The organism is Streptomyces sp. V3I8 (genome assembly GCF_030817535.1).
Lineage (GTDB): Bacteria > Actinomycetota > Actinomycetes > Streptomycetales > Streptomycetaceae > Streptomyces.
The window spans coordinates 3,969,950-3,994,984 of record NZ_JAUSZL010000002.1; the positions used below are offsets into that span (position 1 = coordinate 3,969,950).

The 25,035-nt window shown below is 71.8% G+C and carries 24 protein-coding genes and 1 riboswitch; of the genes, 10 read left to right on the forward strand and 14 right to left on the reverse strand.

The genetic code is table 11. From position 1 onward, the window contains the following. Nucleotides 1-54: 54 nt before the first annotated feature. On the reverse strand, nt 55-303 hold the full coding sequence (locus QFZ75_RS17390) for a hypothetical protein (protein WP_307537995.1): 249 nt from the start codon (nt 301-303) through the stop codon (nt 55-57). Between the two features lie 158 nt (nt 304-461). Further along, entirely contained in the window at nt 462-1,031 is a 570-nt protein-coding gene (locus QFZ75_RS17395) for a TetR/AcrR family transcriptional regulator (RefSeq protein ID WP_307537997.1), read from the reverse strand. A gap of 107 nt (nt 1,032-1,138) precedes the next feature. On the opposite strand from QFZ75_RS17395, the gene QFZ75_RS17400 reads away from it, so the two are divergent. Beyond that, nucleotides 1,139-2,074 (forward strand): NmrA/HSCARG family protein, encoded by a 936-nt coding sequence (locus QFZ75_RS17400; RefSeq protein WP_307537999.1) that lies wholly within the window; start codon nt 1,139-1,141, stop codon nt 2,072-2,074. Between the two features lie 85 nt (nt 2,075-2,159). Here QFZ75_RS17400 and QFZ75_RS17405 read toward each other — a convergent pair whose 3' ends face one another. From QFZ75_RS17405 to thrC, 5 genes are all read right to left on the reverse strand, one after another. Next, nucleotides 2,160-3,302, reverse strand: a complete 1,143-nt coding sequence (locus QFZ75_RS17405; RefSeq protein ID WP_307538001.1) for an NADH:flavin oxidoreductase — start codon at nt 3,300-3,302, stop codon at nt 2,160-2,162. A gap of 257 nt (nt 3,303-3,559) precedes the next feature. After that, the gene (gene groL, locus QFZ75_RS17410; protein WP_107015329.1) at nt 3,560-5,188 is read right to left on the reverse strand and encodes a chaperonin GroEL; all 1,629 of its coding nucleotides are present in this window, start codon (nt 5,186-5,188) and stop codon (nt 3,560-3,562) included. A gap of 379 nt (nt 5,189-5,567) precedes the next feature. Next, complete coding sequence (locus tag QFZ75_RS17415; RefSeq protein WP_007493268.1) at nt 5,568-5,774, reverse strand: cold-shock protein; 207 nt, start codon at nt 5,772-5,774, stop codon at nt 5,568-5,570. Nucleotides 5,775-6,248: 474 nt separating this feature from the next. After that, nucleotides 6,249-6,524, reverse strand: coding sequence for a ubiquitin-like small modifier protein 1 (locus QFZ75_RS17420; RefSeq protein ID WP_307538002.1), 276 nt, complete (start codon nt 6,522-6,524; stop codon nt 6,249-6,251). 100 nt (nt 6,525-6,624) lie between these two features. Next, the gene (gene thrC, locus QFZ75_RS17425; RefSeq protein ID WP_307538003.1) at nt 6,625-7,950 is read right to left on the reverse strand and encodes a threonine synthase; all 1,326 of its coding nucleotides are present in this window, start codon (nt 7,948-7,950) and stop codon (nt 6,625-6,627) included. Nucleotides 7,951-7,967: 17 nt separating this feature from the next. Then, nucleotides 7,968-8,125, reverse strand: a riboswitch (SAM riboswitch). A 211-nt stretch (nt 8,126-8,336) separates the two neighbouring features. Here thrC and QFZ75_RS17430 point away from each other — a divergent pair. Further along, nucleotides 8,337-9,284: a glucosyl-3-phosphoglycerate synthase gene (locus tag QFZ75_RS17430; protein ID WP_307538005.1), complete on the forward strand. Its 948-nt coding sequence runs from the start codon at nt 8,337-8,339 to the stop codon at nt 9,282-9,284. Nucleotides 9,285-9,426: 142 nt separating this feature from the next. Further along, nucleotides 9,427-10,836, forward strand: coding sequence for a trehalose-6-phosphate synthase (locus QFZ75_RS17435; RefSeq protein WP_307538007.1), 1,410 nt, complete (start codon nt 9,427-9,429; stop codon nt 10,834-10,836). Nucleotides 10,837-11,147: 311 nt separating this feature from the next. Here QFZ75_RS17435 and otsB read toward each other — a convergent pair whose 3' ends face one another. From otsB to QFZ75_RS17450, 3 genes are all read right to left on the reverse strand, one after another. After that, on the reverse strand, nt 11,148-12,005 hold the full coding sequence (gene otsB, locus QFZ75_RS17440; protein WP_307538008.1) for a trehalose-phosphatase: 858 nt from the start codon (nt 12,003-12,005) through the stop codon (nt 11,148-11,150). A 29-nt stretch (nt 12,006-12,034) separates the two neighbouring features. Beyond that, entirely contained in the window at nt 12,035-12,274 is a 240-nt protein-coding gene (locus QFZ75_RS17445; RefSeq protein ID WP_307538009.1) for a DUF3263 domain-containing protein, read from the reverse strand. 76 nt (nt 12,275-12,350) lie between these two features. Continuing rightward, nucleotides 12,351-13,616: an ABC transporter substrate-binding protein gene (locus QFZ75_RS17450; protein WP_307538011.1), complete on the reverse strand. Its 1,266-nt coding sequence runs from the start codon at nt 13,614-13,616 to the stop codon at nt 12,351-12,353. A 155-nt stretch (nt 13,617-13,771) separates the two neighbouring features. Here QFZ75_RS17450 and QFZ75_RS17455 point away from each other — a divergent pair, with 155 nt between their 5' ends. From QFZ75_RS17455 to QFZ75_RS17465, 3 genes are all read left to right on the forward strand, one after another. Then, entirely contained in the window at nt 13,772-14,713 is a 942-nt protein-coding gene (locus QFZ75_RS17455) for an ROK family protein (RefSeq protein WP_307538013.1), read from the forward strand. Next, nucleotides 14,710-15,945, forward strand: a complete 1,236-nt coding sequence (gene nagA / locus QFZ75_RS17460) for an N-acetylglucosamine-6-phosphate deacetylase (protein ID WP_307538015.1) — start codon at nt 14,710-14,712, stop codon at nt 15,943-15,945. Before QFZ75_RS17455 ends, nagA begins: the two co-directional genes overlap by 4 nt. 106 nt (nt 15,946-16,051) lie before the next feature. Continuing rightward, nucleotides 16,052-16,981, forward strand: a complete 930-nt coding sequence (locus QFZ75_RS17465; RefSeq protein ID WP_307538017.1) for a 1-phosphofructokinase family hexose kinase — start codon at nt 16,052-16,054, stop codon at nt 16,979-16,981. 81 nt (nt 16,982-17,062) lie between these two features. Here QFZ75_RS17465 and QFZ75_RS17470 read toward each other — a convergent pair whose 3' ends face one another. Together QFZ75_RS17470 and cdgB are read right to left on the reverse strand one after the other, a co-directional pair. After that, the gene (locus QFZ75_RS17470; RefSeq protein ID WP_307538019.1) at nt 17,063-18,028 is read right to left on the reverse strand and encodes a carbohydrate-binding protein; all 966 of its coding nucleotides are present in this window, start codon (nt 18,026-18,028) and stop codon (nt 17,063-17,065) included. A 118-nt stretch (nt 18,029-18,146) separates the two neighbouring features. Then, nucleotides 18,147-19,850 carry a diguanylate cyclase CdgB gene (cdgB, locus tag QFZ75_RS17475; protein WP_307538022.1) on the reverse strand — a complete coding sequence of 568 codons (1,704 nt, stop codon included), beginning with the start codon at nt 19,848-19,850 and terminating at the stop codon, nt 18,147-18,149. Between the two features lie 314 nt (nt 19,851-20,164). Here cdgB and QFZ75_RS17480 point away from each other — a divergent pair, with 314 nt between their 5' ends. Continuing rightward, nucleotides 20,165-20,728, forward strand: coding sequence for a flavin reductase family protein (locus QFZ75_RS17480; RefSeq protein ID WP_307538023.1), 564 nt, complete (start codon nt 20,165-20,167; stop codon nt 20,726-20,728). Between the two features lie 350 nt (nt 20,729-21,078). Here QFZ75_RS17480 and arfB read toward each other — a convergent pair whose 3' ends face one another. Beyond that, the gene (gene arfB, locus QFZ75_RS17485) at nt 21,079-21,507 is read right to left on the reverse strand and encodes an alternative ribosome rescue aminoacyl-tRNA hydrolase ArfB (protein WP_307538025.1); all 429 of its coding nucleotides are present in this window, start codon (nt 21,505-21,507) and stop codon (nt 21,079-21,081) included. Nucleotides 21,508-21,756: 249 nt separating this feature from the next. Here arfB and QFZ75_RS17490 point away from each other — a divergent pair, with 249 nt between their 5' ends. Both QFZ75_RS17490 and QFZ75_RS17495 read left to right on the forward strand, forming a co-directional pair. Next, nucleotides 21,757-22,332: a TerD family protein gene (locus tag QFZ75_RS17490; protein ID WP_307538027.1), complete on the forward strand. Its 576-nt coding sequence runs from the start codon at nt 21,757-21,759 to the stop codon at nt 22,330-22,332. Between the two features lie 142 nt (nt 22,333-22,474). Continuing rightward, a complete protein-coding gene (locus QFZ75_RS17495) occupies nt 22,475-22,999 on the forward strand; it encodes an N-acetyltransferase (RefSeq protein WP_307538029.1) in 525 nt (174 codons plus the stop codon). 86 nt (nt 23,000-23,085) lie between these two features. Here QFZ75_RS17495 and QFZ75_RS17500 read toward each other — a convergent pair whose 3' ends face one another. Continuing rightward, on the reverse strand, nt 23,086-24,492 hold the full coding sequence (locus QFZ75_RS17500; RefSeq protein WP_307538031.1) for a M1 family metallopeptidase: 1,407 nt from the start codon (nt 24,490-24,492) through the stop codon (nt 23,086-23,088). A 37-nt stretch (nt 24,493-24,529) separates the two neighbouring features. Here QFZ75_RS17500 and QFZ75_RS17505 point away from each other — a divergent pair, with 37 nt between their 5' ends. After that, on the forward strand, nt 24,530-25,030 hold the full coding sequence (locus QFZ75_RS17505; RefSeq protein ID WP_307544569.1) for a hypothetical protein: 501 nt from the start codon (nt 24,530-24,532) through the stop codon (nt 25,028-25,030). The last annotated feature ends 5 nt before the right edge of the window (nt 25,031-25,035 follow it).

Below are 25,035 nucleotides of genomic sequence, written 5' to 3' on the forward strand. Positions count from 1 at the left end.
CGCGGCCTTTCCCGGTCCGCTCCACGGAGTCGCCCGGGCCCCGGCCGGCGCGGGTCACGGCAATCGCCCCTCCTGGTTGATCCGCCGCACCCGGGCCAGCAGCACCTCGCCCGCCGAGGCCTCGCCCACCGCGCCCGGCGGACAGTCCCACTCCCGTCCGCCGCCCACGGGCCGCAGCCGCACGCAACCGTCCTCGCGTCCCACGACCTGTCCGATCCGCCCGTCGCGTACGTCGATCACGTACGCCCCGCACGGTTCGTCCGCCGCCCCCCGCGCCGGCCGCGCCCGCTCACTCGACGTCATGTCCATCACGTCACTTCCTCAACTGTGAGTGCTGGTCTTCTCACACAGAGTTGCCACTACCCCGCCGACCTGGCCATAGACAGCGTCCCGACAACCCCGCTTGTATGACAGGGCGTCACGCACACCGGGTCCGCCCCCGCCCGGCGGTGGCCCGCCGCTCATCGCCCCCTCGGGCTCAGCCCCTCCACGGCCAGCCGGAACAGCCGGTCCGCCTCGGCGGCCGGGTCGCCGCGGTGTTCCGTGGCCAGGACGATGCCGACCGCCAGCGTGATCAGGTCGCCGACCGTGACGTCCGCCGCCACCGCGCCGTCCCGCACGGCGCGCCGGAGCAGCGGGCCGCCCGCCTCCTCCAAGGACCGTGAGCACGAGTTCTCGTGCACCGGGTCGGCCGCCGGGTCGTCGTAGGACAGCGCGACCGCCAGCCCGCGGGCGGACACGCAGTAGGCGACGACCTCCCCGAGCCACTCCAGCAGGGCGTCCCTGCTGTCGTCCCGGCCGGTCAGCTCGTCCGCGCGGACGCCCAGCGCCGCGATCCGCGTCTGCGCCACCGCTTCGAGCAGCGCGCGACGCGTCGGGAAGTGCCGGCGCACGGTGGCGGACCCGACCCCCGCGGTGCGGGCGATCTGCTCCAGGGAGGCGTCGGCCCCGTGGGCGGCGACCTCCTCCTCGGCCACGGTCAGAATGCGCGCGTAGTTGCGCCTCGCGTCCGCACGCCGGCGTTCCACCATGGCGTTCACCTCGTCCGTTGTTAAATGGCGGGCCCCGCCGTATCTTAGCCGAGAGGAAACGGCGGGCCCCGCCGTTTTTTTTGCCGGCGCCTCGAAGGAGCACCCGTATGCCCACAGATCCCCGTACAGGACAGGCACCGGTCCTGGTCACCGGCGCGACCGGCAGGCAGGGCGGAGCCACCGTCCGCGCCCTGCTCGCGGCGGGCGTCCCCGTGCGGGCCCTGGTGCGCGATCCGGCCTCCCCCCGCGCCAGGGCCGTCCGGGCGCTCGGCGCGGAACCGGTCACCGGGGACCTCCACGACCGCGACTCGGTGGCGCGGGCCGCGGAGGGCGCCCGCGCGGTCTTCTCCGTGCAGATGGCCGGGATCACCGAAACCGGCTTCGACTTCGAGGGAGAGGTCCGGCAGGGGGTCAACCTCATCGAGGGCGCCAGGGCGGCGGGCGTGCCGCAGTTCGTGCACACGTCGGTGAGCGGCGCCGGCCAACACGTCGAGCACCCCGGCTGGGCAGCGGGCCGGTGGAAGTCGTCGCAGGCTCCCCTGAGAGCCAAGACCGCGATCCAGGACCGGCTCCGCGAGGCAGGTTTCCCGCGCTGGACGCTGCTCAAGCCGAGCTTCTTCATGGACAACTTCCGCCCGTCCACGGGGTTCCTGTTCCCGCGCGGTGTCGAGGGCGGCATCGTGAGCGTCCTCAGGCCCGCGACGCACCTGTCCCTCGTCGCGACGGACGACATCGGCGCGGCGGCGGCCGCGGCGGTCGCCGATCCGGAGCGGTTCCACCGCGTCGAACTGGAGCTGGCGAGCGACTACCTGACGATGACGCGGATCGCCGAGGTCCTCTCCCGGGCCCTGGGGACACCCCTGCGTGCGCCGGACATGACGGAGGAGGAGGCCCTTGCCGCGGGCATGCCGCCGATGGGGGCCTCGCACGACCGGCTGAACGTGACCGGCCAGCCCGCCCGGCCGCAGTACGCCAGGGAGTTCGGCATCCCGCTGACCACGTTCGAGGAGTGGACGCGGCAGCACCTGCGCCTGGCGGCCTGACACCGCCCCGTCGCCACGGGAGGGTGGCCCCCCGACAGGGGCCACCCTCCCGTGGCGGCGGACGTGTCCGCGTGCCGGATCCCGGTCAGCTCAGCGAGCCCAGCGCCTTCGCGTCGAAGGGGGCCAGTTCACCGAACCGCCCCGCCAGCACCTTCGCCGCCCACTGCGGGTCCTGCAGCAGCGCCCGGCCGACCGCGATCATGTCGAACTCCTCGTTCTCCAGCCGGTCGAGCAGGTCGTCGATGCCCTTGACCGGGGCACCCTCGCCGCGGAAGCCCTTGACGAAGTCGCCGTCCAGGCCCACCGACCCGACCGTGATGACGGGCTTCCCGGTGAGCTTCTTCGTCCAGCCGGCCAGGTTCAGGCCGGACCCGTCGAACTCCGGCAGCCAGTAGCGCCGCGTCGACGCGTGGAAGGTGTCCACACCGGCCGCCGCGAGGGGCGCCAGCACCGCCTCCAGCTCCGCCGGGGTCTCGGCGAGGCGCGCCTTGTAGACGCCCTGCTTCCACTGCGAGTAGCGGAAGATCACGGGGAAGGCCGGGGAGACGGCGGCCCGCACCGCGGCCACGATCTCCGCCGCGAACCTCGTACGGGCGACGAGGTCACCGCCGTACGCGTCCGTGCGCCGGTTCGTGCCCGCCCACAGGAACTGGTCGAGCAGGTAGCCGTGCGCGCCGTGCAGCTCGACCCCGTCGAAGCCGATGCGCTCGGCGGCGGCCGCGGCCTCGGCGAAGGCACCGATGACGTCGTCCAGGTCGGCCTGCGTCATCTCCTTGCCCTGACCGGCGGTCCCGTCGGGACGCAGCCCGGAGGGGCCGACCGCGGGCGCGTCGGCGAACGGCGGCTCCCCGGCGGACCGCACCATGCCGATGTGCCAGAGCTGCGGCACGATCGTCCCGCCCGCCGCGTGCACCCCCTCGGCGACCTTCGCCCAGCCGGCCAGCTGCTCCGCACCGTGGAACCGCGGCACCCGGTCGCTGTTCCCGGCCGACTCGTGGCCCACGTACGTGCCCTCGGTGACGATGAGGCCGACCCCGGCGGCGGCCCGGCGCGCGTAGTACGACACCACGTCCTCCCCGGGGACGCCGCCCGGCGAGAACTGCCGGGTCATCGGCGCCATCGCGATCCGGTTCGGGACGGTCAGGCCGTTGAGGGCGAGGGGCCGGGAGAGGATCCCGGCCACGCGGGAGACGGAGGCGGACTCGGAGGCGGTGGTGTCGACAGTCACGCAGGGGCTCCTCGTGGGGTGGAGTGGTCGAACGGTCGGCGGGTCCAGGGGATCGCCCGCACACATCCCATCGGGTATGTGCATGCGCATGAACCCTTCCCCTGGCAACCGCCCGGGCGATCGGGACATTCCACCGGGCCGCCGCACACCGCTGTGACCCCGGACACGCCGAAGGGCGGCACCCCCGGAACGGGGTACCGCCCTCCTGCGCGTACTACCGGCTGCGAACCGCGAGCCGTGGACTACCGAGCCGGGGCTCAGAAGTCCATGTCACCGCCCGGCATGCCGCCACCGGCGCCGGCACCGGCCGAGGCCTTCTCCGGCTTGTCGGCGATGACGGCCTCGGTGGTGAGGAACAGCGCGGCGATGGAGGCGGCGTTCTGCAGGGCGGAACGCGTGACCTTCGCCGGGTCGATGATGCCCTCGGCGATCATGTCCACGTACTCACCGGTCGCGGCGTTCAGGCCGTGGCCGACGGGCAGGTTGCGGACCTTCTCGACGATGACGCCACCCTCGAGACCACCGTTGACGGCGATCTGCTTGAGCGGGGCCTCCAGGGCGAGCTTCACGGCGTTGGCGCCGGTCGCCTCGTCACCCGTGAGCTCGAGCTTCTCGAACACCGAGGAGGCCTGGAGCAGGGCCACGCCACCACCGGCGACGATGCCCTCCTCGACGGCCGCCTTCGCGTTGCGGACGGCGTCCTCGATGCGGTGCTTGCGCTCCTTGAGCTCGACCTCCGTGGCGGCACCGGCCTTGATGACGGCCACGCCGCCGGCCAGCTTCGCCAGACGCTCCTGGAGCTTCTCGCGGTCGTAGTCCGAGTCGGAGTTCTCGATCTCGGCACGGATCTGGTTGACCCGGCCCTGGACCTGGTCGGCGGAGCCGGAGCCGTCCACGATCGTGGTCTCGTCCTTGGTGATGACGACCTTGCGGGCACGGCCCAGCAGGTCCAGACCCGCGTTCTCCAGCTTCAGGCCGACCTCCTCGGAGATGACCTCGCCGCCCGTGAGGATGGCGATGTCGCCGAGCATGGCCTTGCGGCGGTCACCGAAGCCCGGGGCCTTGACGGCGACGGACTTGAAGGTGCCACGGATCTTGTTGACGACCAGCGTCGACAGCGCCTCGCCCTCGACGTCCTCGGCGATGATCAGCAGCGGCTTGCCGCCCTGCATGACCTTCTCGAGGAGCGGGAGCAGGTCCTTGACGTTGGCGATCTTCGAGTTGGCGATCAGGATGTACGGGTCGTCGAGGACGGCCTCCATACGCTCCATGTCGGTGGCGAAGTACGCCGAGATGTAGCCCTTGTCGAAGCGCATGCCCTCGGTGAGCTCGAGCTCCAGACCGAAGGTCTGGGACTCCTCGACCGTGATGACGCCTTCCTTGCCGACCTTGTCCATCGCCTCGGCGATGAGCTCGCCGATCTGGGTGTCGGCGGCGGAGATGGAGGCCGTCGAAGCGATCTGCTCCTTGGTCTCGACATCCTTCGCCTGCTCCAGCAGGGCACCGGAGACGGCCTCGACGGCCTTCTCGATACCGCGCTTGAGAGCCATCGGGTTGGCGCCGGCGGCTACGTTGCGCAGGCCCTCGCGGACCAGCGCCTGGGCGAGAACGGTCGCGGTGGTCGTTCCGTCACCGGCGACGTCGTCCGTCTTCTTGGCGACTTCCTTGACCAGCTCGGCGCCGATCTTCTCGTACGGGTCCTCGAGCTCGATCTCCTTGGCGATGGAAACACCATCGTTGGTGATCGTGGGGGCGCCCCACTTCTTCTCGAGGACGACGTTGCGACCCTTGGGACCAAGGGTGACCTTGACGGCGTCGGCGAGCTGGTTCATCCCGCGCTCGAGACCGCGCCGTGCCTCCTCGTCGAACGCGATGATCTTGGCCATGTGAAGTGGTCCTCCCGGACTGGGGTGGAATCTCCAGGACCGCGCCTGCGCCCGCGACGGACGGCCTGCCGACCTCGGTGGTTCCTTGCCCCACCTGGCCTGCGGGCCTCACCGACCCGGTCCTCGTTGTCACTCTCACCTTCAGAGTGCTAACGCAATGATTAGCACTCGACCCATGAGAGTGCAAGCGCCTCTCGATGATCCGCAGGTGGGAGCGGGTGCGGCGACGGGGAGTCGATGATCATGCTGTCGGCGTTCCGGCCCGCCGGCACCCGCGCCGGGGGCACCGGAGGACCGCCCCGGGCATGCCGAAGGGCCCGCACCCGGGAGGTGCGGGCCCTTCGGAGAAGAACGTCGCTGCAGTAAGTCGGCGCGTGCTTCAGCCGGTCGCCAGACGGACCATGTCCGCCTGCGGCCCCTTCTGGCCTTGCGAGATCTCGAAATCGACCCGCTGACCCTCTTCCAGGGTGCGGTAGCCGTCCATCTGAATCGCGCTGTAGTGGACGAAAACATCCGCACCACCGTCGACCGCGATGAAGCCGTACCCCTTCTCCGCGTTGAACCATTTGACGGTGCCCTGAGCCATGCCTAACTCCCCTATTACTGGCCCTTGCACAGACCCGCACTTCGCGGATCCGGGTCAGACCTCACCCCCCAACGGTTGGGGGTGTGCGCCGGAACGCGTCGACCGCGGCCGAATGTATCCGTCCAACTGCCCTCTGCAACAGGTCAATCCGACGAGAATTCCGGGCGCGGCTGATCGGAAATATGTGAAGGATTCAAGAAGATTCAGGGCAAGTCGGGCCCGGGAATTGCCATATACGGCTTGAAAGGACCGGGTACTTTGGCCGCTTCTTGTCGGGCTCCGGGCGCGGACTCACAGAGGTCGGGCGGGCGGAACGAAGCAGCTTCCCCAACTGTACCTCGCTCAACCATACAGAATTGCCCCCTCCGCTTCTCTCACGGAGGGGGCAATTCGATGAACTCTGCGTGTTCGGCGTCACGTGGGGTAATTCCGGTCGGCGCGCCGGTTCCGGCCTCCGGCCACCGCGGCGGACCCTCAGCCTCCGGCGACCGCCGGGATGATCGAGACGCCGGCGCCGTCCGGCGTGGCCGTCTCCAGGCCCTGCTCGAACCGGACGTCGTCGTCGTTCACGTACACGTTGACGAACCGCCGCAGCTTCCCCTGGTCGTCCAGGACCCGGGCCGCGATCCCGGTGTGGTTCTTCTCCAGGTCGGCGATGACATCACCGAGGGTCGCCCCTTCGGCGGCCACCTCGGCCTGCCCACCCGTGTAGGTACGCAGGATGGTGGGGATACGGACGTTGACGCTCACGGGGACCTCCGTCGGGTGTGGCTGGGTGCAGGGCGCCCCGTCGGGGGGCGCGGGGAACCGCGCGGCCGGCCCTCACCGGCCCGCGGCGTGCGGACAGCGGCTAGGAACCGAGCCCGGCCTCGTGGAAGGAGTCGAGGTTCGGGCGGATGGTCGCGGTGAGCCCGGTGTCGGACGCGACCGCGTCCAGGGTCTTCAGACCGTCCCCGGTGTTGAGGACGACGGTCGTCAGGGCCGGGTCCAGCAGACCGCTCTCGATCAGCTTCTTCGCCACGCCCACCGTCACCCCGCCGGCGGTCTCCGCGAAGATGCCCTCGGTCCGCGCCAGCAGCTTGATCGCGTCGACGATCTGGACGTCGTCCACGTCCTCCACCGCGCCCCCGGTTCGGCGGGCGATGTCGAGCACGTACGGGCCGTCGGCCGGGTTGCCGATCGCCAGCGACTTGGCGATCGTGTCCGGCTTCTGCGGCCGTACGACGTCGTGCCCGGCCTTGTACGCGACGGACACCGGCGAGCAGCCCTCGGCCTGGGCGCCGAAGATCTTGTACGGCCGGTCCTCGACGAGGCCCAGCGCGATCAGTTCCTTCAGGCCCTTGTCGATCTTCGTGAGCTGCGAGCCGGAGGCGATCGGCACGACCAGCTGGTCCGGCAGCCGCCAGCCGAGCTGCTCGCAGATCTCGTACGCCAGGGTCTTGGACCCCTCCGCGTAGTACGGCCGCAGGTTGACGTTGACGAAGCCCCAGCCCTCGCCGGCCGGGTCGCCGATCAGCTCGGAGCAGAAGCGGTTCACGTCGTCGTAGTTGCCCTCGATGCCGACGAGCTCGCCGCCGTAGACCGCGGCCATGACGACCTTGCCCTGCTCCAGGTCGTGCGGGATGAACACGCACGAGCGCAGGCCCGCCCGCGCGGCGGCGGCGCCCACCGCGCCCGCGAGGTTGCCGGTGGAGGAGCAGGAGAGCGTGGTGAAGCCGAACGCGCGCGCGGCCTCCAGCGCCTGGGCGACGACCCGGTCCTTGAAGGAGTGCGTCGGATTGCCGGAGTCGTCCTTCACGAAGAGCTTGCCGGCGTCGACGCCCAGCTCGCGCGCCAGGTTGTCGGCCTGGACGAGCTTGGTCCAGCCGGGGTTGATGTTCGGCTTGTCGGCGACGTCCGCGGGGACGGGCAGCAGCGGCGCGTAGCGCCAGATGTTCGCGGGGCCCGCCTCGATGCGCTTGCGGAGCTCTTCGGTGTCGTAGCCCGAGAAGTCGTACGCGATCTCCAGCGGGCCGAAACACTCCTCGCAGGCGAAGACCGGACCGAGCGGGACGCGGTGGCCGCACTCGCGGCAGGACAGCGCGGCGGCCGGGCCGAGGTCGACGGAGTCCGCGGCGGGGGCGGTGGGGTTCGTGGTGGTTGCATTCGTGGTGCTTGCAACAGTCTGCGCAGCCATGGAGGCGAGGCCCTTTCTCCTCATCTTCCTCACGGCGCACTTCGCCGTGAGACGGATTTGGCACCTTCCCGAGCCGGGAGCCTCGCTGCGCTGATCGGCGATGACCAGGACGAGACCGGCTGGAGGGTTGCCGGGGCTTCAACGGGCCGTATCCCTCTGCCCCTCTGGATGAGCGGTATTCGATTGTGGTGTTCGTCTGCGGTGTTCGTCGTGCTTTTAGTTTTACACGCAACGACCCTCGACATGCGATGGTCATCAACGTTGCTCAAGACTGTAACCGAAGGCCTGGATGGTGGAGAGAGCCGTCCGAACCGCGAGATGACCGTCACACCGGCATCGGTCGCGGCGGGCACACGCATCCCGATGAACGCAAGGGAGAGCCGCACGTGCTGGAAGACGTCGAGCGCTGGCTGAGCACGCGCTCCTGGTCCGTGAAGGACCGCCCGCTCAAGAAGCTGATCGCCGCGAAGCGCTCCACCGGTTCCACGGTGAGCGTCGTACTGCCCGCGCTCAACGAGGAGGCGACCGTCGGCGAGATCGTCGCCGTGATCCGCCGTGAGCTGATGACCGCGAAGGTGCCGCTCGTCGACGAGGTGGTGGTGATCGACTCGGGGTCGACGGACCGCACCTCCGAGGTCGCCGCCGCCGCGGGGGCCCGGGTGGTGCACCGGGACGAGATACTCCCGCGCCTCCCGGCCGTGCCCGGCAAGGGCGAGGTGCTGTGGCGCTCGCTGCTCGTCACCCGCGGGGACATCGTCGCCTTCGTCGACGCGGACCTGAGGGAGTTCTCGGCGGACTTCGTCACCGGGATCGTCGGTCCGCTGCTCACCGAGCCGGGCGTGGACCTCGTCAAGGCGATGTACGACCGCCCGCTGGGCGCCGCCGCCGGCCAGGGCGGCCGGGTCACCGAGCTGATGGCCCGCCCGCTGCTCAACATGCACTGGCCGCACCTGGCGGGCTTCGTCCAGCCGCTGGGCGGGGAGTACGCGGCGCGCCGCTCGCTCCTCGAACAGCTTCCGTTCCCCGTCGGGTACGGGGTGGAGCTGGGCATGCTCGTCGACGCGCTGCACCTCGTCGGGCTCGACGCGCTCGCACAGGTGGACGTGGGGGTGCGCAGGCACCGGCACCAGGACGGGCAGGCGCTCGGGCGGATGTCCGCGGCGATCTACCGGACGGCTCAGCTGCGGCTCGCCCGCGGGCACATGATCCGGCCCGTGCTGACCCAGTTCGAGCGGGGGGAACACGGCTTCGAGCCGCGCACGTACTCGGTGGACCTGGAGGAACGCCCCCCGATGATCGACGTCACGGAGTACGTGTCGCGCCGCGCGGCCTAGCGGCGGCGCCCCGCGCCCCCGGCTTCCCAGGGGCGCGGGGAACCGCGCGGTCGGCCCCCGCCGGCGGGCGGGTGACGCACGACTCCCGCCGCACGACGAGTGGAACGTTTGAGCGGACAGGGCTGCGGCTAGATTTCGAGTCATGGCTCCTACCCACGGCACCCACCCCGTCCTCGTCGCGTCCAACCGCGGCCCGGTCTCGTACACGAAGGACGAGTCCGGTGAGCTCACCGCCAAACGCGGTGGAGGCGGACTCGTGTCGGGCCTCTCCGCCATCGGCCCGGACGCCGGCGCCCTGTGGGTCTGCTCGGCCCTCACCGACGGCGACCGCGAGGCCGTCCGGCGCGGAGTCGGCGAGGAGGGCGTCCGGATGCTCGACATCGACGCCGACACCCATGCCGCCGCCTACAACGGCATCGCGAACTCCGCGCTCTGGTTCGTCCACCACATGCTGTACCAGACGCCCCTGGAGCCCGTCTTCGACGCGGAGTTCCGGCGTCAGTGGGCGGCCTACGAGATGTACAACCGGGCCTTCGCCGAGGCACTGGCCGAGGAGGCGGCGGACGGCGCCGCGGTCCTCGTGCAGGACTACCACCTGACGCTGGTGCCGCGGATGCTCCGCGAGCTCCGTCCCGACCTGCGGATCGGGCACTTCTCGCACACGCCGTGGGCACCGGCGGACTACTTCCGCCTGCTGCCGGACGACATCGCGGCGAAGGTCCTCGACGGGATCCTCGGCGCCGACCGCGCCGCGTTCCTCACCCGGCGGTGGGCGGACGCGTTCACCGCGTGCTGCCGGGCCGTGCTGGGGCCGGACGCCGCTCCGGACACGAAGATCGGCGTGCACGGCCTGGGCGCCGACGCGGACTTCCTGCGCGAACGCTCGCACCGCGCGGACGTCGACGAGCGGATGGCCGCGCTGCGGGAGCAGATCGGCACCGCCCCCGACGGGGGCGCCCGCAGGACCGTCGTGCGGGTGGACCGGACCGAGCTGTCGAAGAACATCGTGCGCGGCCTGCTGGCGTACCGGCAGCTGCTGGAGGACCGGCCCGAGTGGCGCGAGCGGGTGGTGCACGTGGCGTTCGCCTACCCGTCGCGCCAGGACCTCGCGGTCTACCGCGACTACACGGCCGAGGTGCAGCGGGTCGCCGACGAGATCAACTCCCGGTACGGGACGGCCGGCTGGACCCCGGTCGTGCTGCACGTGAAGGACGACTTCGCGCGCTCGCTCGCGGCGTACCGGCTGGCCGACGTGGCCCTGGTCAACCCCATCCGCGACGGCATGAACCTCGTCGCGAAGGAGGTCCCGGTCGTGTCCGACGACGGGTGCGTGCTGGTGCTGTCGCGGGAGGCGGGGGCGTACGAGGAGCTGGGCGAGGACGCCGTCGTCGTGAACCCGTACGACGTGGTGGGTACGGCGGCGGCGCTGCACGAGGCGTTGACGCTGCCCCTGGACGAGCGGGCCGAGAGGACCAAGCGGCTGGCCGCGGCGGCCACCGCGCTGCCTCCGGCGCAGTGGTTCCTGGACCAGTTGCACGCGCTGCGGAGGTAGCGTCCGCGGTTGTGCGGTGGCGCTGCCGCGGGTTCGTTCCGAGCCGCGGGTCCGGTGGGGGCCGACCGCGCAGTTCCCCGCGCCCCTAGGGCCTGTCTGACAATTCCCGTCTGCCTCGCGACGCCATGCACGCTCCCCCAGCCTCCGGCCGGGGGACCCCCACTCGCCGCACCGGGCACAGAGCCAAGTACGTCCAGTACGAGGCTCTGCGCCCGGCACTCCCCCAGCCTTCGGCCGGGGGGACCCCCAGAGCACGCACCTGACGCCGCGAGGCCGCCCTCCGGGCGACGACGGGAATTGTCGGACAGGCCCTAGCGGGACGTCAGTCGGCCGGCCAGGGCCGTGAGCAGGCCGGCCACTCCCTCCGGACCGTCCACCACCAGGTCGGCGCGGTCGGCCAGTTCGGTGACCTCCGTGCTGCCGCTGCAGACCAGGAGGCCCGGGACGCCGTCGGAGCGGAGTTTCTCGACCGCGGCGAAGGCCGGCAGGTCGCCCAGGTCGTCGCCGCAGTACATGACCGACCCGGCGCCGGTCTCGCGTACGTACTCGCCGAGGGCGACGCCCTTGTCCATGCCCGGCGGACGCAGCTCCAGGACCATCCGCCCCGGTTCGACGATCAGGCCGTGCTCGCGGGCGAGCCGCGCGAGCGGTTCGCGCAGTGCCTCGAAGGCGGCCTGCGGGTCCTGGGCGCGGCGGGTGTGGACCGCGACGGCCCGGCCCTTCTCCTCGATCCAGCTGCCCTGCCAGGCGCCGATGCCGTCGAGGAAACCGGGGAGTTCGGCGCGGGCGGCGGCCACGCCGGGGTGCGGGGCGGGCGCCCGGACCGTACCGGTGACGGCGTCCCAGCGCTCGGCCCCGTAGTGGCCGAGCACGACGAGGTGGTCGAGCCCCGCGACTCCGGCGAAGCCGCCGTACCGCACGGCGACCCCCGCGGGCCGGCCGGTGACGACGGCCACCGAGGCCACCTTCGGCGCCAGCGCCGCGAGTGCGGGTACGGCGGCCGGGTGGGCGCGGGCCTGCTCGGGGTCCGGCACGATCGGCGCGAGGGTGCCGTCGAAGTCGAAGGCGAGGACGGCCTCGTGGGGCCGCGCGAGGATGGCGTGGAGACCGTCCCGGCCCGCCGTGGTCACGGGGCTCGGGAGCGACGCTGCGCCGGGGTGACTGGCCATGCTGCGACCCTATCCGCCGAGGTGGGGTCTTATTCCTCGCGCCCGGTCCTGCGTATCTCGCGGATGCGGCGCAGCCGGTTGACGGTCACCGGGTCGTGGGCCAGGGCCCGCTCCGTGTCCAGCAGGGCGTTCAGCAACTGGTAGTAACGGACCGGGACGAGCCCCAGCTCCTCCCGGACGGCCCGCTCCTTGGCCCCCGGCGACCCCCACCCGCGCCCCTCCAGGGCGAGCACGGCCCGCTCCAGCGCGGTCAGCCCTCGATCGTCCATACCCACCAACGGTAACGACCCCCACCGACAACGCCCCGCCCACCCGCACCCGACCGCCGACAGCCGACCGCCGGAACTACTCCGCGTTCTGCCTCGCGACGGCGCTGCGCTGCAGCCGTCCCAGCACCGCCGTCGGGCTCCCCTGCGACGCCACCGCCGTACCGATCTGCTGCTTGATGTCCGCGCTGACCTCCGCCCACGACGTCTGGCCCACCGGGGGCAGCTCCGCGTTGGGCAGTTCCTGGAGGAAGTCCAGCAGATCCGCGTCGCCCGCGTCGGCGGCCATCGCCTCGGACGCGGACGTGGTCACCGGCAGCAGGTCGTACTCGTGCGAGAACTCCAGCACGTTCTTCTCGCTGTACACGTAGTCGAGGAAGTCCCCGACCTGCTCCCGGTGCCCGCCCTTCTTGAACGCCATCATCCAGTCGGCGACGCCCATGGTGGTCTCGGACCGCCCGTCGACGCCCGGCATCGGCACCATGCCGAACTTCACGCCCTTGTCGGCGGCGGCCTTCATGAGGGTGGGATGACCGTTCAGCATGCCGACCTCACCGCGCGTGAACGCCGCGAAGGCCTGCGCCCGGTTGAGCTGCGCGGGCGCGACCGGCCCGGTGAGGCCCTTGTCGACCAGCTTGTCCTTCAGCCAGGTGAAGGTCTCGACGTTCTGCTGCGAGTCGATGCTGTAGGAGCCGACCTCGTCGGTGTACCCGCCGCCGCCGCTGAGCAGCCACATCATCGTCTCGGCCTGCGCCTCCTCGGGCCCGAGCGGCAGCGCGTACGGGTACTTCACGCCCCGCGCCTTGAGGACCGCGGCGTCGGACGCGAGCCGGCTCCAGCTCCGCGGCGGGGTGAGCCCGGCGTCGGAGAAGAGCTTCTTGTTGTAGAAGAGCAGCCGCGTGGAGGAGGCGAACGGCATGCCGTACTGCGTCCGGTCGACCCTCCCGGCGTCGGACAGCTGCGTCACGAAGTCGGACTGGGTGTCTATGGAGAGCAGGTCGTCGACGCGGTAGAGCCGGCCCTCGGCGGCGTAGTCGGCGTACGCGCCGATCTGGGCCAGGTCGGGCGGGTCGCCGTCGGCGACCATGCTCCTGACCTTGGCGTCCACGTCGTTCCACGAGTAGACGCTCACCTGGACGTCGACGTCCGGGTGCTCCGCCTCGTACGCCTTCGCCAGTTCGTCCCAGTACTTCTGCGAGCTGTTCGCCCGGGAGTCGCCGTAGTCGGCCGCCACCAGTCTCAGGGTGACGGGCCCGTCCCCGGCGGAGCTTCCGCAGCCCCCGAGGGCCACCGTCGCACTCAGTGCGGACACCACCGCGATCAGACCTGTCACTCGCCGCTGCACTGCTGCCGTCCTCAACCCTGCCGTCGCACCCGCTCCTCCGCGTACGCGGGGATTCGCTCGTGCGATCGCATCTTCTGATGAGCAATTTTCGCTCTAAGGTCTACACCACGCGAGTGGACTAGACCTCTCATGGGGTAAGGGGCGACACTGTGGGTGTGAGACACGTCATCGCCCTTGATGTGGGCGGCACCGGGATGAAGGCCGCCCTCGTGGGGGCGGACGGCGGGCTGCTGCACCAGGCCCGCCGCACGACGGGCCGGGAGCGCGGTCCGCACGCCGTCGTCGAGTCGATCCTCGCCTTCGCCGCCGACCTGCGGGCGCACGGCGAACGCCACTTCGGCGAGCCCGCGGCGGCGGCCGGCGTCGCCGTCCCCGGCATCGTGGACGCCGACCGCGGCATCGCCGCCTACGCGGCCAACCTCGGCTGGCGCGACGTGCCCCTGCGGGACCTGCTCAGCGAGCGGCTGTCCGGGGTGCCGGTCGCCCTCGGCCACGACGTACGCACCGGTGGTCTCGCCGAGGGCCGGATCGGCGCGGGCCGGGGCACCGACCGCTTCCTCTTCGTACCGCTGGGCACGGGCATCGCCGGCGCGATCGGCATCGACGGCCGGGTGGAGGCGGGCGCGCACGGCTTCGCCGGCGAGATCGGCCACATCGTCGTACGCCCCGGGGGCGCCCCCTGTCCGTGCGGACAGCGCGGCTGCCTCGAACGGTTCGCGTCGGCCGCCGCCGTCAGCGAGGCGTGGGCCGCGGCCACCGGCGACCCGGCCGCCGACGCGGCCGACTGTGCGAAGGCCGTCGAGTCCGGGGACCCCCGCGCGCGGACGGTCTGGCAGGCGGCCGTGGACGCGCTGGCCGACGGGCTCGTCACCGCGCTCACCCTGCTGGACCCGCGCACCCTGATCATCGGCGGCGGTCTCGCCGAGGCGGGGGACACCCTGTTCACCCCCCTGCGGGCCGCGGTCGAGCGGCGCGTCACCTTCCAGAAACTGCCGTCCATCGTCCCCGCGGCGCTGGGGGACACGGCCGGCTGCCTCGGCGCGGGCCTCCTCGCCTGGGACCTGCTGGCCACCACTTCGGAGGTATCCGCCCGATGACCACTGAGCGCATCCCTCCGGCCGGCCCGCACGAGAGCGCCCCGTCAGGGGCGCGGGGAACCGCGCGACCGGCCCCCACCGCCCCGCGGCCGACGATCCTCACCGGAGCGAACGTCGTCCTGCCCACCGGCACGGTGCACGGCGGACGGGTCATCGTCGACGGCACCCGTATCGCCGGCAGCGCTCCCGAGGGCATCCCCGCGGTGGACCTGTCCGGCCACTGGGTGGTGCCCGGCTTCGTGGACATGCACAACCACGGCGGCGGCGGGGCCTCCTTCACCTCGGGCACGGTCGAGGAGATCCTCCAGGGCGTGCGCACCCACCGCCTGCACGGCACGACCACCCTCGTCGCCTCCACCGTCACCGGCGACATGGACGGCCTCGCCCAGCGCGCCGGGCTGCTCTCGGAGCTGGCCGAGCAGGGCGACCTCGCGGGCATCCACTTCGAAGGTCCGTTCATCTCCCCGTGCCGCAAGGGCGCGCACTCCGAGGAACTGCTGCGCGACCCCGACCCGGCGGAGGTCCGCAAGCTGGTCGACGCCGCGCGCGGCCAGGCCCGCATGGTCACCCTCGCCACCGAACTCCCGGGCGGCATCGACTCCGTACGCCTCCTCGTCGAGCACGGCGTCATCGCGGCGATCGGGCACACGGACGCCACGTACGAGCAGACGGTGGAGGCCGTCGACGCGGGCGCGACCGTGGCGACGCACCTGTTCAACGCGATGCCCGTGCTCGGCCACCGCACACCGGGACCGATCGCGGCCCTGCTGGAGGACGAGCGGATCACCGTCGAGCTGATCAACGACGGCGTCCATCTCCACCCGGCCTCCCTCCAGTTGGCCTTCCACCACGCGGGCGGCGGACGGGTGGCGTTCATCACGGACGCCATGGACGCGGCCGGTTTCGGCGACGGCCGGTACATGCTCGGCCCGCTGGAGGTGGAGGTCGCGGACGGCGTGGCACGCCTGGTGGAGGGCGGTTCGATCGCCGGCTCGACGCTCACGCTGGACCGGGCCTTCAAGCGGGCGGTGACCGTGGACCGGCTGCCCGTCGAGGACGTCGTGTCGGCCATCTCCGCCAACCCCGCACGGCAGTTGGGCCTGTACGACCGGGTGGGCTCCCTGGAACCGGGCAAGGACGCCGACCTGGTGGTCCTGGACTCCGGCTTCGAGGTCAAGGGCGTGATGCGGCGGGGCGAATGGCTGGTCGGACCGCCCGTCCGGCCGCGCTGACCGGCGAGGGGGACTGGGCCGACCGGTGCCGTGCCTGGCATGATCGAGCCTTCAACCAGACAGGCGCGCCCGGTGGGCGCGTTCACATCGGGGGAGGCCGGCCCAGGTGATCCTGACGGTCACGCTCAACACCGCTCTCGACATCACGTACCGCGTACGGGGGCTGCGCCCGCACACGTCCCACCGGGTCACCGAGGTGACCGAACGGCCCGGCGGCAAGGGGCTGAACGTGGCCCGGGTACTGGCGGCCCTCGGCCACGAGGTGTCGGTGACGGGATTCGTGGGCGGCGCCACCGGGCGCGCCCTGCGGGAGCGGCTCGCACACGCGCCGGGGGTCGTCGACGCGCTGGTCCCGGTGAGCGGTGCCAGCCGCCGCACGATCGCGGTCGTCGACACGGCGACCGGTGACACGACCCAGCTCAACGAGCCCGGCCCGCAGATCACGCCCCGCGAGTGGGCCGCCTTCCAGGAGGCGTACGAGGTGCTGCTGCGGTCCTCCTCGGCGGTGGCCCTGTGCGGCAGCCTGCCGCCCGGGGTACCGGTCGGGGCGTACGCCCAGCTGGTGCGCACCGCACGGGCGCTGGCGGTGCCGGTGCTGCTCGACACGAGCGGGGAGCCGTTGCGGCGGGGGATCGCGGCGCGGCCCGACGTCGTGAAGCCGAACGCGGACGAACTGGCCGAGCTGACCGGGGCGCGCGATCCGGCGCAGGCCACCCGTGACGCCCGCCGCCGGGGCGCCCACGCGGTGGTGGCCTCGCTCGGCGCCGAGGGGCTGCTCGCGCGGACGCCCGACGGGGACTGGCGGGCCGCCCCGCCCCGTCCGGTGCGGGGCAATCCGACGGGGGCCGGCGACTCCGCGGTGGCGGGGCTGCTGTCGGGGCTGGTGGAGCGGCTGCCGTGGCCCGAGCGGCTGGAGCGGGCCGTCGCGCTGTCCGCGGCGACGGTGTCGGCACCGGTCGCCGGGGAGTTCGACCGGGACGTGTACGAGGAACTGCTGGGGCGGGTCCGCGTGACACGGGAGACCGCCGCGGCCTAGGGCGTTTCTTTTGGATCGGCCCGGGGATCGCGCTCCGCGCGCTGTTCCCCGCGCCCCTCGCGGGGCGCCCGCGGGACGGCGTCAGTCCTTGACCTGGCCCGCCTTCAGCCTCAGCTGGTCCAGGAGGACGTCGCAGTCGTCGCCCTGTTGGCAGGAGATGGAGATCGTGTTCGTGCCCTTGGTGAGGGTGGGCCAGGAGTAGGTCTCCGTCCAGCCCTTCTCCCACTCGTTCTCCTTGGCGCCCGTGAAGTTGCCGAGATTCAGCTTCGTGCCGAACTCCTTGCCGTTCACGGTGAGCGTCATCTTGGCGTCCTTGCCGGCGACGCTGTACCGCGTGAAGACGGTGTACGTGCCGGACTCCGGGATGCCGTTGACGGTCCAGGTGACCTCGGCGCCCACCTGGTTCAGGCCGGTCACGTAGAGGCCGCCGTCCGCGCTCGCGCCCTCGACGTCCGAGGCGGTGCTCACACCGGCGCCCAGTTTCAGGGACTTCGCGTCGATCTCGGGGAGCTCGTCCGGCTCCGCGGCCTCCTTGGTGGAGGACTTGCTCGGCTCGGCGCTCCGGCCGGCCGACGCGGTCGGCCCCGCGGTGTCGTCGCCGCTCTTGTCGTCGTCCGAGTCACCGCCGAGCATCACGATCCCGATGCCGATCACCACGGCCGCGACCACGGCGACGGCGCCGATCAGCAGTCCCCTGGTGTTGGGCCCGCGGCCCCGGCCGCCACCGCCGTGCCGGCTGCCGGCGTCCGACTGGTGGGTCGCGGTGGCGCCGCCGGAGAAGCTCTCCGGCGCCGCGGAGTAGCTCGCGGTCGGCTGCCCGTACGTGCTCTGCTGCTGCGGCGCCTGCCCGTACTGCGCGGTGGGCGCGGCGGCGGCCTGGCCGTACTTGCGCTCACCGACCGGACGCACCCGGTTGACCGAGCCGGGGTAGCCGTAGCCGCCACCGCCGCTCGGCGGCTGGGCTCCTGCGGCCTTCCCGTCCTCGTACAGATAGCCGAACGGGTCGTCGTCCTCGGGCGTGCTCGCGCCGTTGCTGCCGGGCGTCATCCCTTGGTCTCCTAGCGGGTGCGGTACAGATGCGGTACGGGGGATCGAAAGGCGAGCCTACCCGGTCCCGCTGCCCCGAACGGGTGACTCAGCTCGCACGAACCCGCTGACCTGCGGATCAGCCCGCACGCCTGTGCGCTTTGGGACGAGACCGTTTCTCTACGTACATCCGCTCGTCGGCCGACTGCAGGACCTCGTCCGCCGTCATGCCGCAGTGCGCCCACCCGATCCCGAAGCTGGCGCCCACGCGCATGGCCCGGCCGTCGACCCTGATGGGCTGGATTATCTCGTTGCGCAGCCGCACCGCGAGGTCCTCCGCGTCGGCCCGTCCGAGGCCGTCGGCGAGCACCACGAACTCGTCGCCGCCGAGCCGGGCGACCGTGTCCCCGTCCCGCACGGCGCCGCTGAGCCGGCGGGCCACCTCGATCAGCACGGAGTCGCCGGCGTTGTGCCCGAAGCGGTCGTTGATCGACTTGAAGCCGTCCAGGTCGCAGAAGAGGACCGCGAGTCCCTTCGTGCCGTCGTCGCGCTTGCCCTCGGGTGTGACGGTGTGCACATGGTGGTCGTACGCGTCGAACGCGTCCGGGGCCGACCGGTAGTCGAAGCCGTGCCCGTTCACGTCGTACCGGCCGTTCGCGTCGTACTGCCTGCCCGCGTTGCGCGCGGCGACCACCTCCCCGTACGCCGCGTCGATCATGTCGACCACGCCGGGTTCCGTCGCCGTGGGGCGCGCGCACAGCCGGGCGGCGAGCCGGGAGCGCAGCTCCGCGGAGTTCGGCAGCCCGGTGAGCGAGTCGTGCGAGGCGCGGTGGGCGAGCTGCAGCTCGCGGCGCTTGCGCTCCTCGATGTCCTCGACGTGCGTGAGCAGGAAGCGCGGCCCGTCGGCGGCGTCCGCGACCACGCTGTTGCGCAGCGACACCCACACGTACGTACCGTCGCGGCGACAGAGCCGCAGCTCGGTGCGGCCGCCCTCGGCGGAGGTCCTGAGCAGGGTCCCGATGTCCTCGGGGTGCACGAGGTCGGAGAAGGCGTAGCGGCGCATCGAGGAGGCGGGGCGGCCCAGGAGCCGGCACAGCGCGTCGTTCGTCCGCAGGATCCGGCCGTGCTGGTCGCCGCCCATCTCGGCGACGGCCATGCCGGACGGCGCGTACTCGAAGGCCTGGCGGAAGCTTTCCTCACTGGCGCGCAGCGCCTGCTGCTCGCGCTCCAGGCGGACCAGCGCGCGCTGCATGTTGGCCCGCAGGCGCGCGTTGCTGATGGCTATGGCGGCCTGGAACGCGTACATCTGCAGGGCCTCGCGGCCCCACGCGCCGGGGTGCCGTCCGTTGCGCGGACGGTCCACGGACAGGACACCTATCAGCTCGCCGTAGGACACACCTGGCACGCCCGGGGTGTACATCGGGGCGAAGAGACGGTCGGCGGGGTGCCACTCGTCCTCGAAGCGCGGTTCGGGCCCGTCGGTGTACCACTGCGGGACGTCGTCCTCGTCGAGGACCCAGCCCTCGGTGTGCGGTATGAAGCGCAGGTCGCCCCACGCCTCCCCCATGGTGAGCCGGCGCTCCCAGGAGGCGCGGGAGCCCACCCGGCCGGCGATGAGCGCCTCGGCGGCGGAGTTCCCGGCGAGGGCGGCGACGACGAGGTCGCCGTCGGGCTGGACGAGGTTGACGCAGGCCAGTTCGTAACCGAGGCCGTTCACGACGCCGTCGGCGACGGTCTGCAGCGTGAGGGCGAGGCTGCGCGCCTTGTTCATGTCGGCCATCACCCGGTGCAGCTGCCGCAGGCTCGCAAGTTGGACATACGGCTCCGACTCGTCGGTCTCCACTCGCCCTCCCCTCGAGACCTCGACAGCAACTCCAGAGTTCTCTCCCGGCTTACTTCCCCGTTACTGAATCACAGCGCGCTGCCCACTCGGTACACAGGGTCAACAAATTATGGCGCCTGTGACTCAAGTCACAGAGGAAGATGAACAATTGAGTGCAGTTTCGGCACTTTCGCGGTGCGTTTACTGAACGCAAATTTGTGGAACATGTGCGCGCGCCTGGTAGGAGATCTGAGTCACACTCCTTCTCCAGTCCTAGGACCCGTTTCGGGCGTTGGTCGGATGTGGCGGACGTTGGCGGAGAATAGCGTCTTCCCGTGCCGAACACTTCCCATGCCGCTCCTCCCGCCCCGTCCGTGCATGCTGAGGGGGTGAGCAACGACGAGTTCCGCGCCGCCCTGTCCCGGCTGGCGGCCGGAGTGGTCCTGGTGACCGCGCACGACCCGCAGACCGACCCGGACGGCCCGCGCGGCGACGACGTCGGCATGACGGCGACCTCGTTCATGTCCGTGTCCCTGGACCCGCCGCTGGTACTCGTCGGCCTGCGCGAGGGCTCCCGGATGGACGACCTGCTCGACGAGCAGCCGCTGTGGGCGGTCTCCTTCCTCTCCGAGGACCAGAGCTCCGTCGCGAGCCGCTTCGCCATGAAGAACCGCATCTCGGACCGCCTCCTCTTCGCCGACGTGCCGTACGTCACCGGGAAGGCGTCCGGCGCCCCGCTGCTGGACGGCGCCCTCGCGACCCTGGAATGCCGCACCGAGCAGCGGGTGACGGCGGGCGACCACACCCTGGTGATCGGCCGGGTCCTGACGTCCTCCCTGCCGGGCGCGGACGGCGGCCCGCTCACGTACTTCCGGGGCCGTTACCGGCGGCTGGGCTAGCCGCGGCGCCGGGTCCGCGCGCCGGTCCCGAGCGTGTACGACTGTGAAGCGGGGCGCGCCCTGACCGGCGCGGCGCCCGAGGGGGCGCGGGCCCGCCCGGCGGGGCGGCACGGCACGGGCGCTCCCGCACTTCCGGTTCACCGAAGGAAACCGGGGAAGTCACAAAAACTACCGCCGGGGCCGGCTCTGCTTTCTTCGGCCTTCCCGCCAGCCTTCCCGCCGGTCTTCCTGCCGGCCTTTTCTTCCGGCGTCAGAAATCCGTACGTGCCGAGGGAGCCGCGTCCCGTGCGGCCGAAAGCGGAGAAGCCGGGGCCGGGCAGAGCCGCCCTCTCGGCCTCATTCCCCGGCGCTCATCCCCAATCGCGGCCGGAACGGCCACGCTTCGTATCGCCCCGCTGCTTCTTCTCACGCAGCCGGCGCTCATTGATCCCGCGCGGAATGCGGGTGGCCCGGCGGGGCCGCGGCGGCGGCGCGCTGGCCTCGGCGAGCAGGGAGGCGAGCCGCACGGCGGCCGTCTCCCGGTTGCGCCACTGGGACCGGTGCTCGGAGGCGCGCACGGACACCACCCCGTCGACCAGCCGGTCGGCGAGCCGGGCGAGCGCCCGCTCCTTCCACACCGGCGGCAGCGACTCCGTCTTCGCGAGGTCGAAACGCAGCTCGACCTGTGAATCCGTCGTGTTGACGTGCTGGCCACCCGGCCCGGAGGAGCGCGAGAAACGCCACATGAGCTCGGCCTCGGGCAGTGAGACGGAGCCGCGGATGACGTAGGGACCGGACATGCGCCCATGGTCCCCTGTCCGTCCGGCCCACGTCACCCGCTTTTCAAGGCGGGGTCGAGGCAGGGGCAAGGGGCGGGGCCGGGCGCGGGCCCGCTCTCCCGCCCGGCAGGTAAAGAAAGTAAAGAGGAGCGGAACCCTGGGGACCCCCACAGGCGTTCTTAGGGTTGGCGGTAGCTTCGTCCCGTACGAAGCCCGACGCGCAGCACCGCACGACCCGTACGTACATAAACGAGGGAAGGACTCCCAACAATGGCTGTAAGCCTGTCCAAGGGTGGCAACGTCTCGCTCACCAAGGAGGCTCCGGGCCTGACCGCCGTCACCGTGGGCCTCGGCTGGGACGTCCGCTCCACCACGGGAACCGACTTCGACCTGGACGCCTCGGCCATCGCGGTCAACCCCGAGGGCAAGGTCTACTCGGACGCCCACTTCATCTTCTTCAACAACAAGCAGACCCCGGACCAGACGATCGTCCACACGGGCGACAACCGGACGGGCGAGGGCGCGGGCGACGACGAGGCGATCAACGTCAACCTGGCCGGTCTCCCGGCCGACATCGACAAGATCGTCTTCCCGGTCTCCATCTACGACGCGGAGACCCGCTCGCAGAACTTCGGCCAGGTCCGCAACGCGTACATCCGCATCGTGAACCAGGCCGGCGGCGCCGAGCTCGCCCGCTACGACCTCTCGGAGGACGCGGCCACGGAGACGGCCATGGTCTTCGGCGAGCTGTACCGCAACGGCGCGGAGTGGAAGTTCCGCGCGGTCGGCCAGGGCTACGCGTCCGGTCTCACGGGCATCGCGAAGGACTTCGGCGTCAACGTCTGATCCCGAAGCGCACGACACCCGAGGGGCCCCGGCCCGGCCACGGCCGACCGGGGCCCCTCGTCATGCCCGGGCCCCTCGTCACGCCCTGGCCCCTCGTCACGCCCTGGCCCCTCGTCACGCCGAGGTGCCCTAACCTGCCCGCGTGATCCTCGAACCGCTCGCCCTCACCCCCGACCACGATCTGCCGGGCCCCCTCCTCACGGAACTCACCGCGCTCTACGCGTCGAACCACGCGTTCTACTCCCTGAGCGGCGACTTCCCCGACCCGCACGACATCCGTCCGGAGCAGGTGGCGAAGGCGCTGGCGGACGAGCTGGCCAACCCGGACGTGGAGGTCCTGGGGGCCCGCAGCGCCGGAGTGCTCGTCGCGGTCGCGATCACCCTCGCGCACCATCCCGACCCGGCCGACCCGGACCCCTGGATCGGCCTGCTGCTGGTGGACGCGGCCCAGCAGGGCAAGGGCCACGGACGCGCGCTGGCGGCACGCATCGAGGACCGCTTCCGCGCGGCGGGCCGGGACGCCGTACGCCTGGCCGCCCTGGACGACAACCCCGGCGCCTTCGCCTTCTGGACGACGCTCGGCTACGAGACGATCGGCCACCGCGAGGACCGCCGGCTGGGCCGCCCCTGCGCGGTGCTGCGCAAGGTCCTGCGCAAGGATCGCTAGGGCCCGCGCCGGGCTGGAGCAAGGTCCTGCGGCCGGGCTCGGAGCAAGAGCCTGCCCCAAGGCCGGGCCGATCCGGAAGAAACGTCCTAGGACCTGTCCGGCTTCCCCTCCCCGTACAGCCACTCGTCCCAGATCTCCGAGAAGTCCGCGCCCGGCGCCTTCGCCTCCACGAAGGCGGTGAAGTCACCGGTGTCCGCGTTGCCGTGCCGGTGGGCGGCGGCCCACCCCCGCAGGATCCCCCGGAACACCTCGTCGCCGACCGTCTGCCGGATCCTGTGCAGCACCATCGCGCCCCGCTCGTACACGGGACTGTCGGAAATGCGCGCGGCGCTCGGCGGCCGGGCGGGCGGAAAGGCCCAGACGGCGTCGTTGTCGCTCTTCTTGTCGAAGTAGTCGCCCGCGTACAGCAGATCGAAGACCTCCTGGGCCGAGTCCCCGCCGTGCTCCTCGGCCCACAACCACTCGGCATACGTGGCGAAGCCCTCGTTCAGCCACATGTCACGCCACGACTCGGGGGTGACGGAGTTCCCGTACCACTGGTGGACCAGTTCGTGAAGGAGGAGTCCGACGCCGGGCGCACCGGGAAACACCGGCCGGTTCTGGGTCTCGAGGGCGTACCCCGCATCGTCCTCCCGCTCCACGATCGCCCCCACCGACGAGAAGGGGTACGCCCCGAAGGTGCGCGAGCCCCACTCCACGATCTCGGGAATGCGGTCGAGCACCTCCTCGCTGTCCGCCACCTGCGTCGGATCGACGGCCGCGTACACGGGCACCCCGCCCTTCCCCTCCGAGCGACGGACGGCGAACTTCCCCACCGCGACCGTCGCCACGTACGAGGCCATCGGCTCCCCCACGTGCCAGGCGAAGACGGCCCGCCCCTCCTTCACCGTCTCCCGCGCCAACTCCCCGTTGGAAACGACTCGCAGTCCCTCGGGCACCGAGACGGTGATGTCGTACGTGGCCTTGTCGCCCGGGTGATGGTTCCCGGGGAACCAGGCCATGGCCCCGGTGGGCTCGCCCAGCGCGAGGGCTCCGTCCGCGGTCGGCAGCCAGCCCTCCTCGGACCCGTCGGGGTCGGTGATGGTCGCGGGCGACCCCGCGTAGCGGACCACGGTGGTGAAGGAGGCCCCCTCGTCCAGGTCGTCCCGCGGACGCACGACCAGCTCGTGGTCACCACTGCGGTTGAACCGGGCGGGCTTCCCGTCCACCTCGACGGACTCGACCTCCATCCCCTTCAGATCGAGGTCGAACGCGCTGAGGTCGCTCCCGGCCCGCGCCGCGACGACCGCCTTCCCCACCAGCTTCCGCCCCGCGGGCCGGTAGTCGAGGGTGAGCCCGTAGTGGGTGACGTCGTACCCCCCGTTCCCCAGCTTCGGAAAGTACGGATCACGCACCCCGGAGGCCCCCGCGGCCCCCTTCACACCCCCGTCGCAGCCGATCAGCACACACGCGAGCAGAACGGCGACAGGACCGAGGGCGACAGACCGGGGCATGACGGCGATCCTAGAGCGGCGTGACACCATCACCCACGTGCTCGACATCGGCTACGCCCTCTCCTCCGGCTTCCCGGACCCCCCGCAGACCGACTACCGCCGTGCGGACGTCCACGCCCTGCGCCACGACCTGTTCTGCGGGGACGTCTACCTCGCCGACACGAAGGCGGACCGGGAACTGTCCACGGCCTGGGGATGGGTGCCGGTGCTCGACTTCGCCTGGGCCCTGTGCGACATCGTCGAGCAACTCGACCAGGATCCGCTGGGCAGCAGGGCGTCCCGCCCGCAGCGGGCCGAACTGGACTTCACCGAGTCCACCGACCGTATGCTCTTCGAGCGCCGCTTCGGCTGGGTCGACATCGAGTCCGACTGGATGCACCCGGACGAGCCCCCGCTCACCTTCTCCCACACCGAACTGCGCCGCGAGGCCCGGGACTTCCTCCACGACGTCCTGGCGGACCTGACCGACCTCCACGAGGCGCTCGGCGACAACCCGGCGATCTGGAACCTCCAGGCCCGCTTCCCCAGGCTGCCCTGACCGGC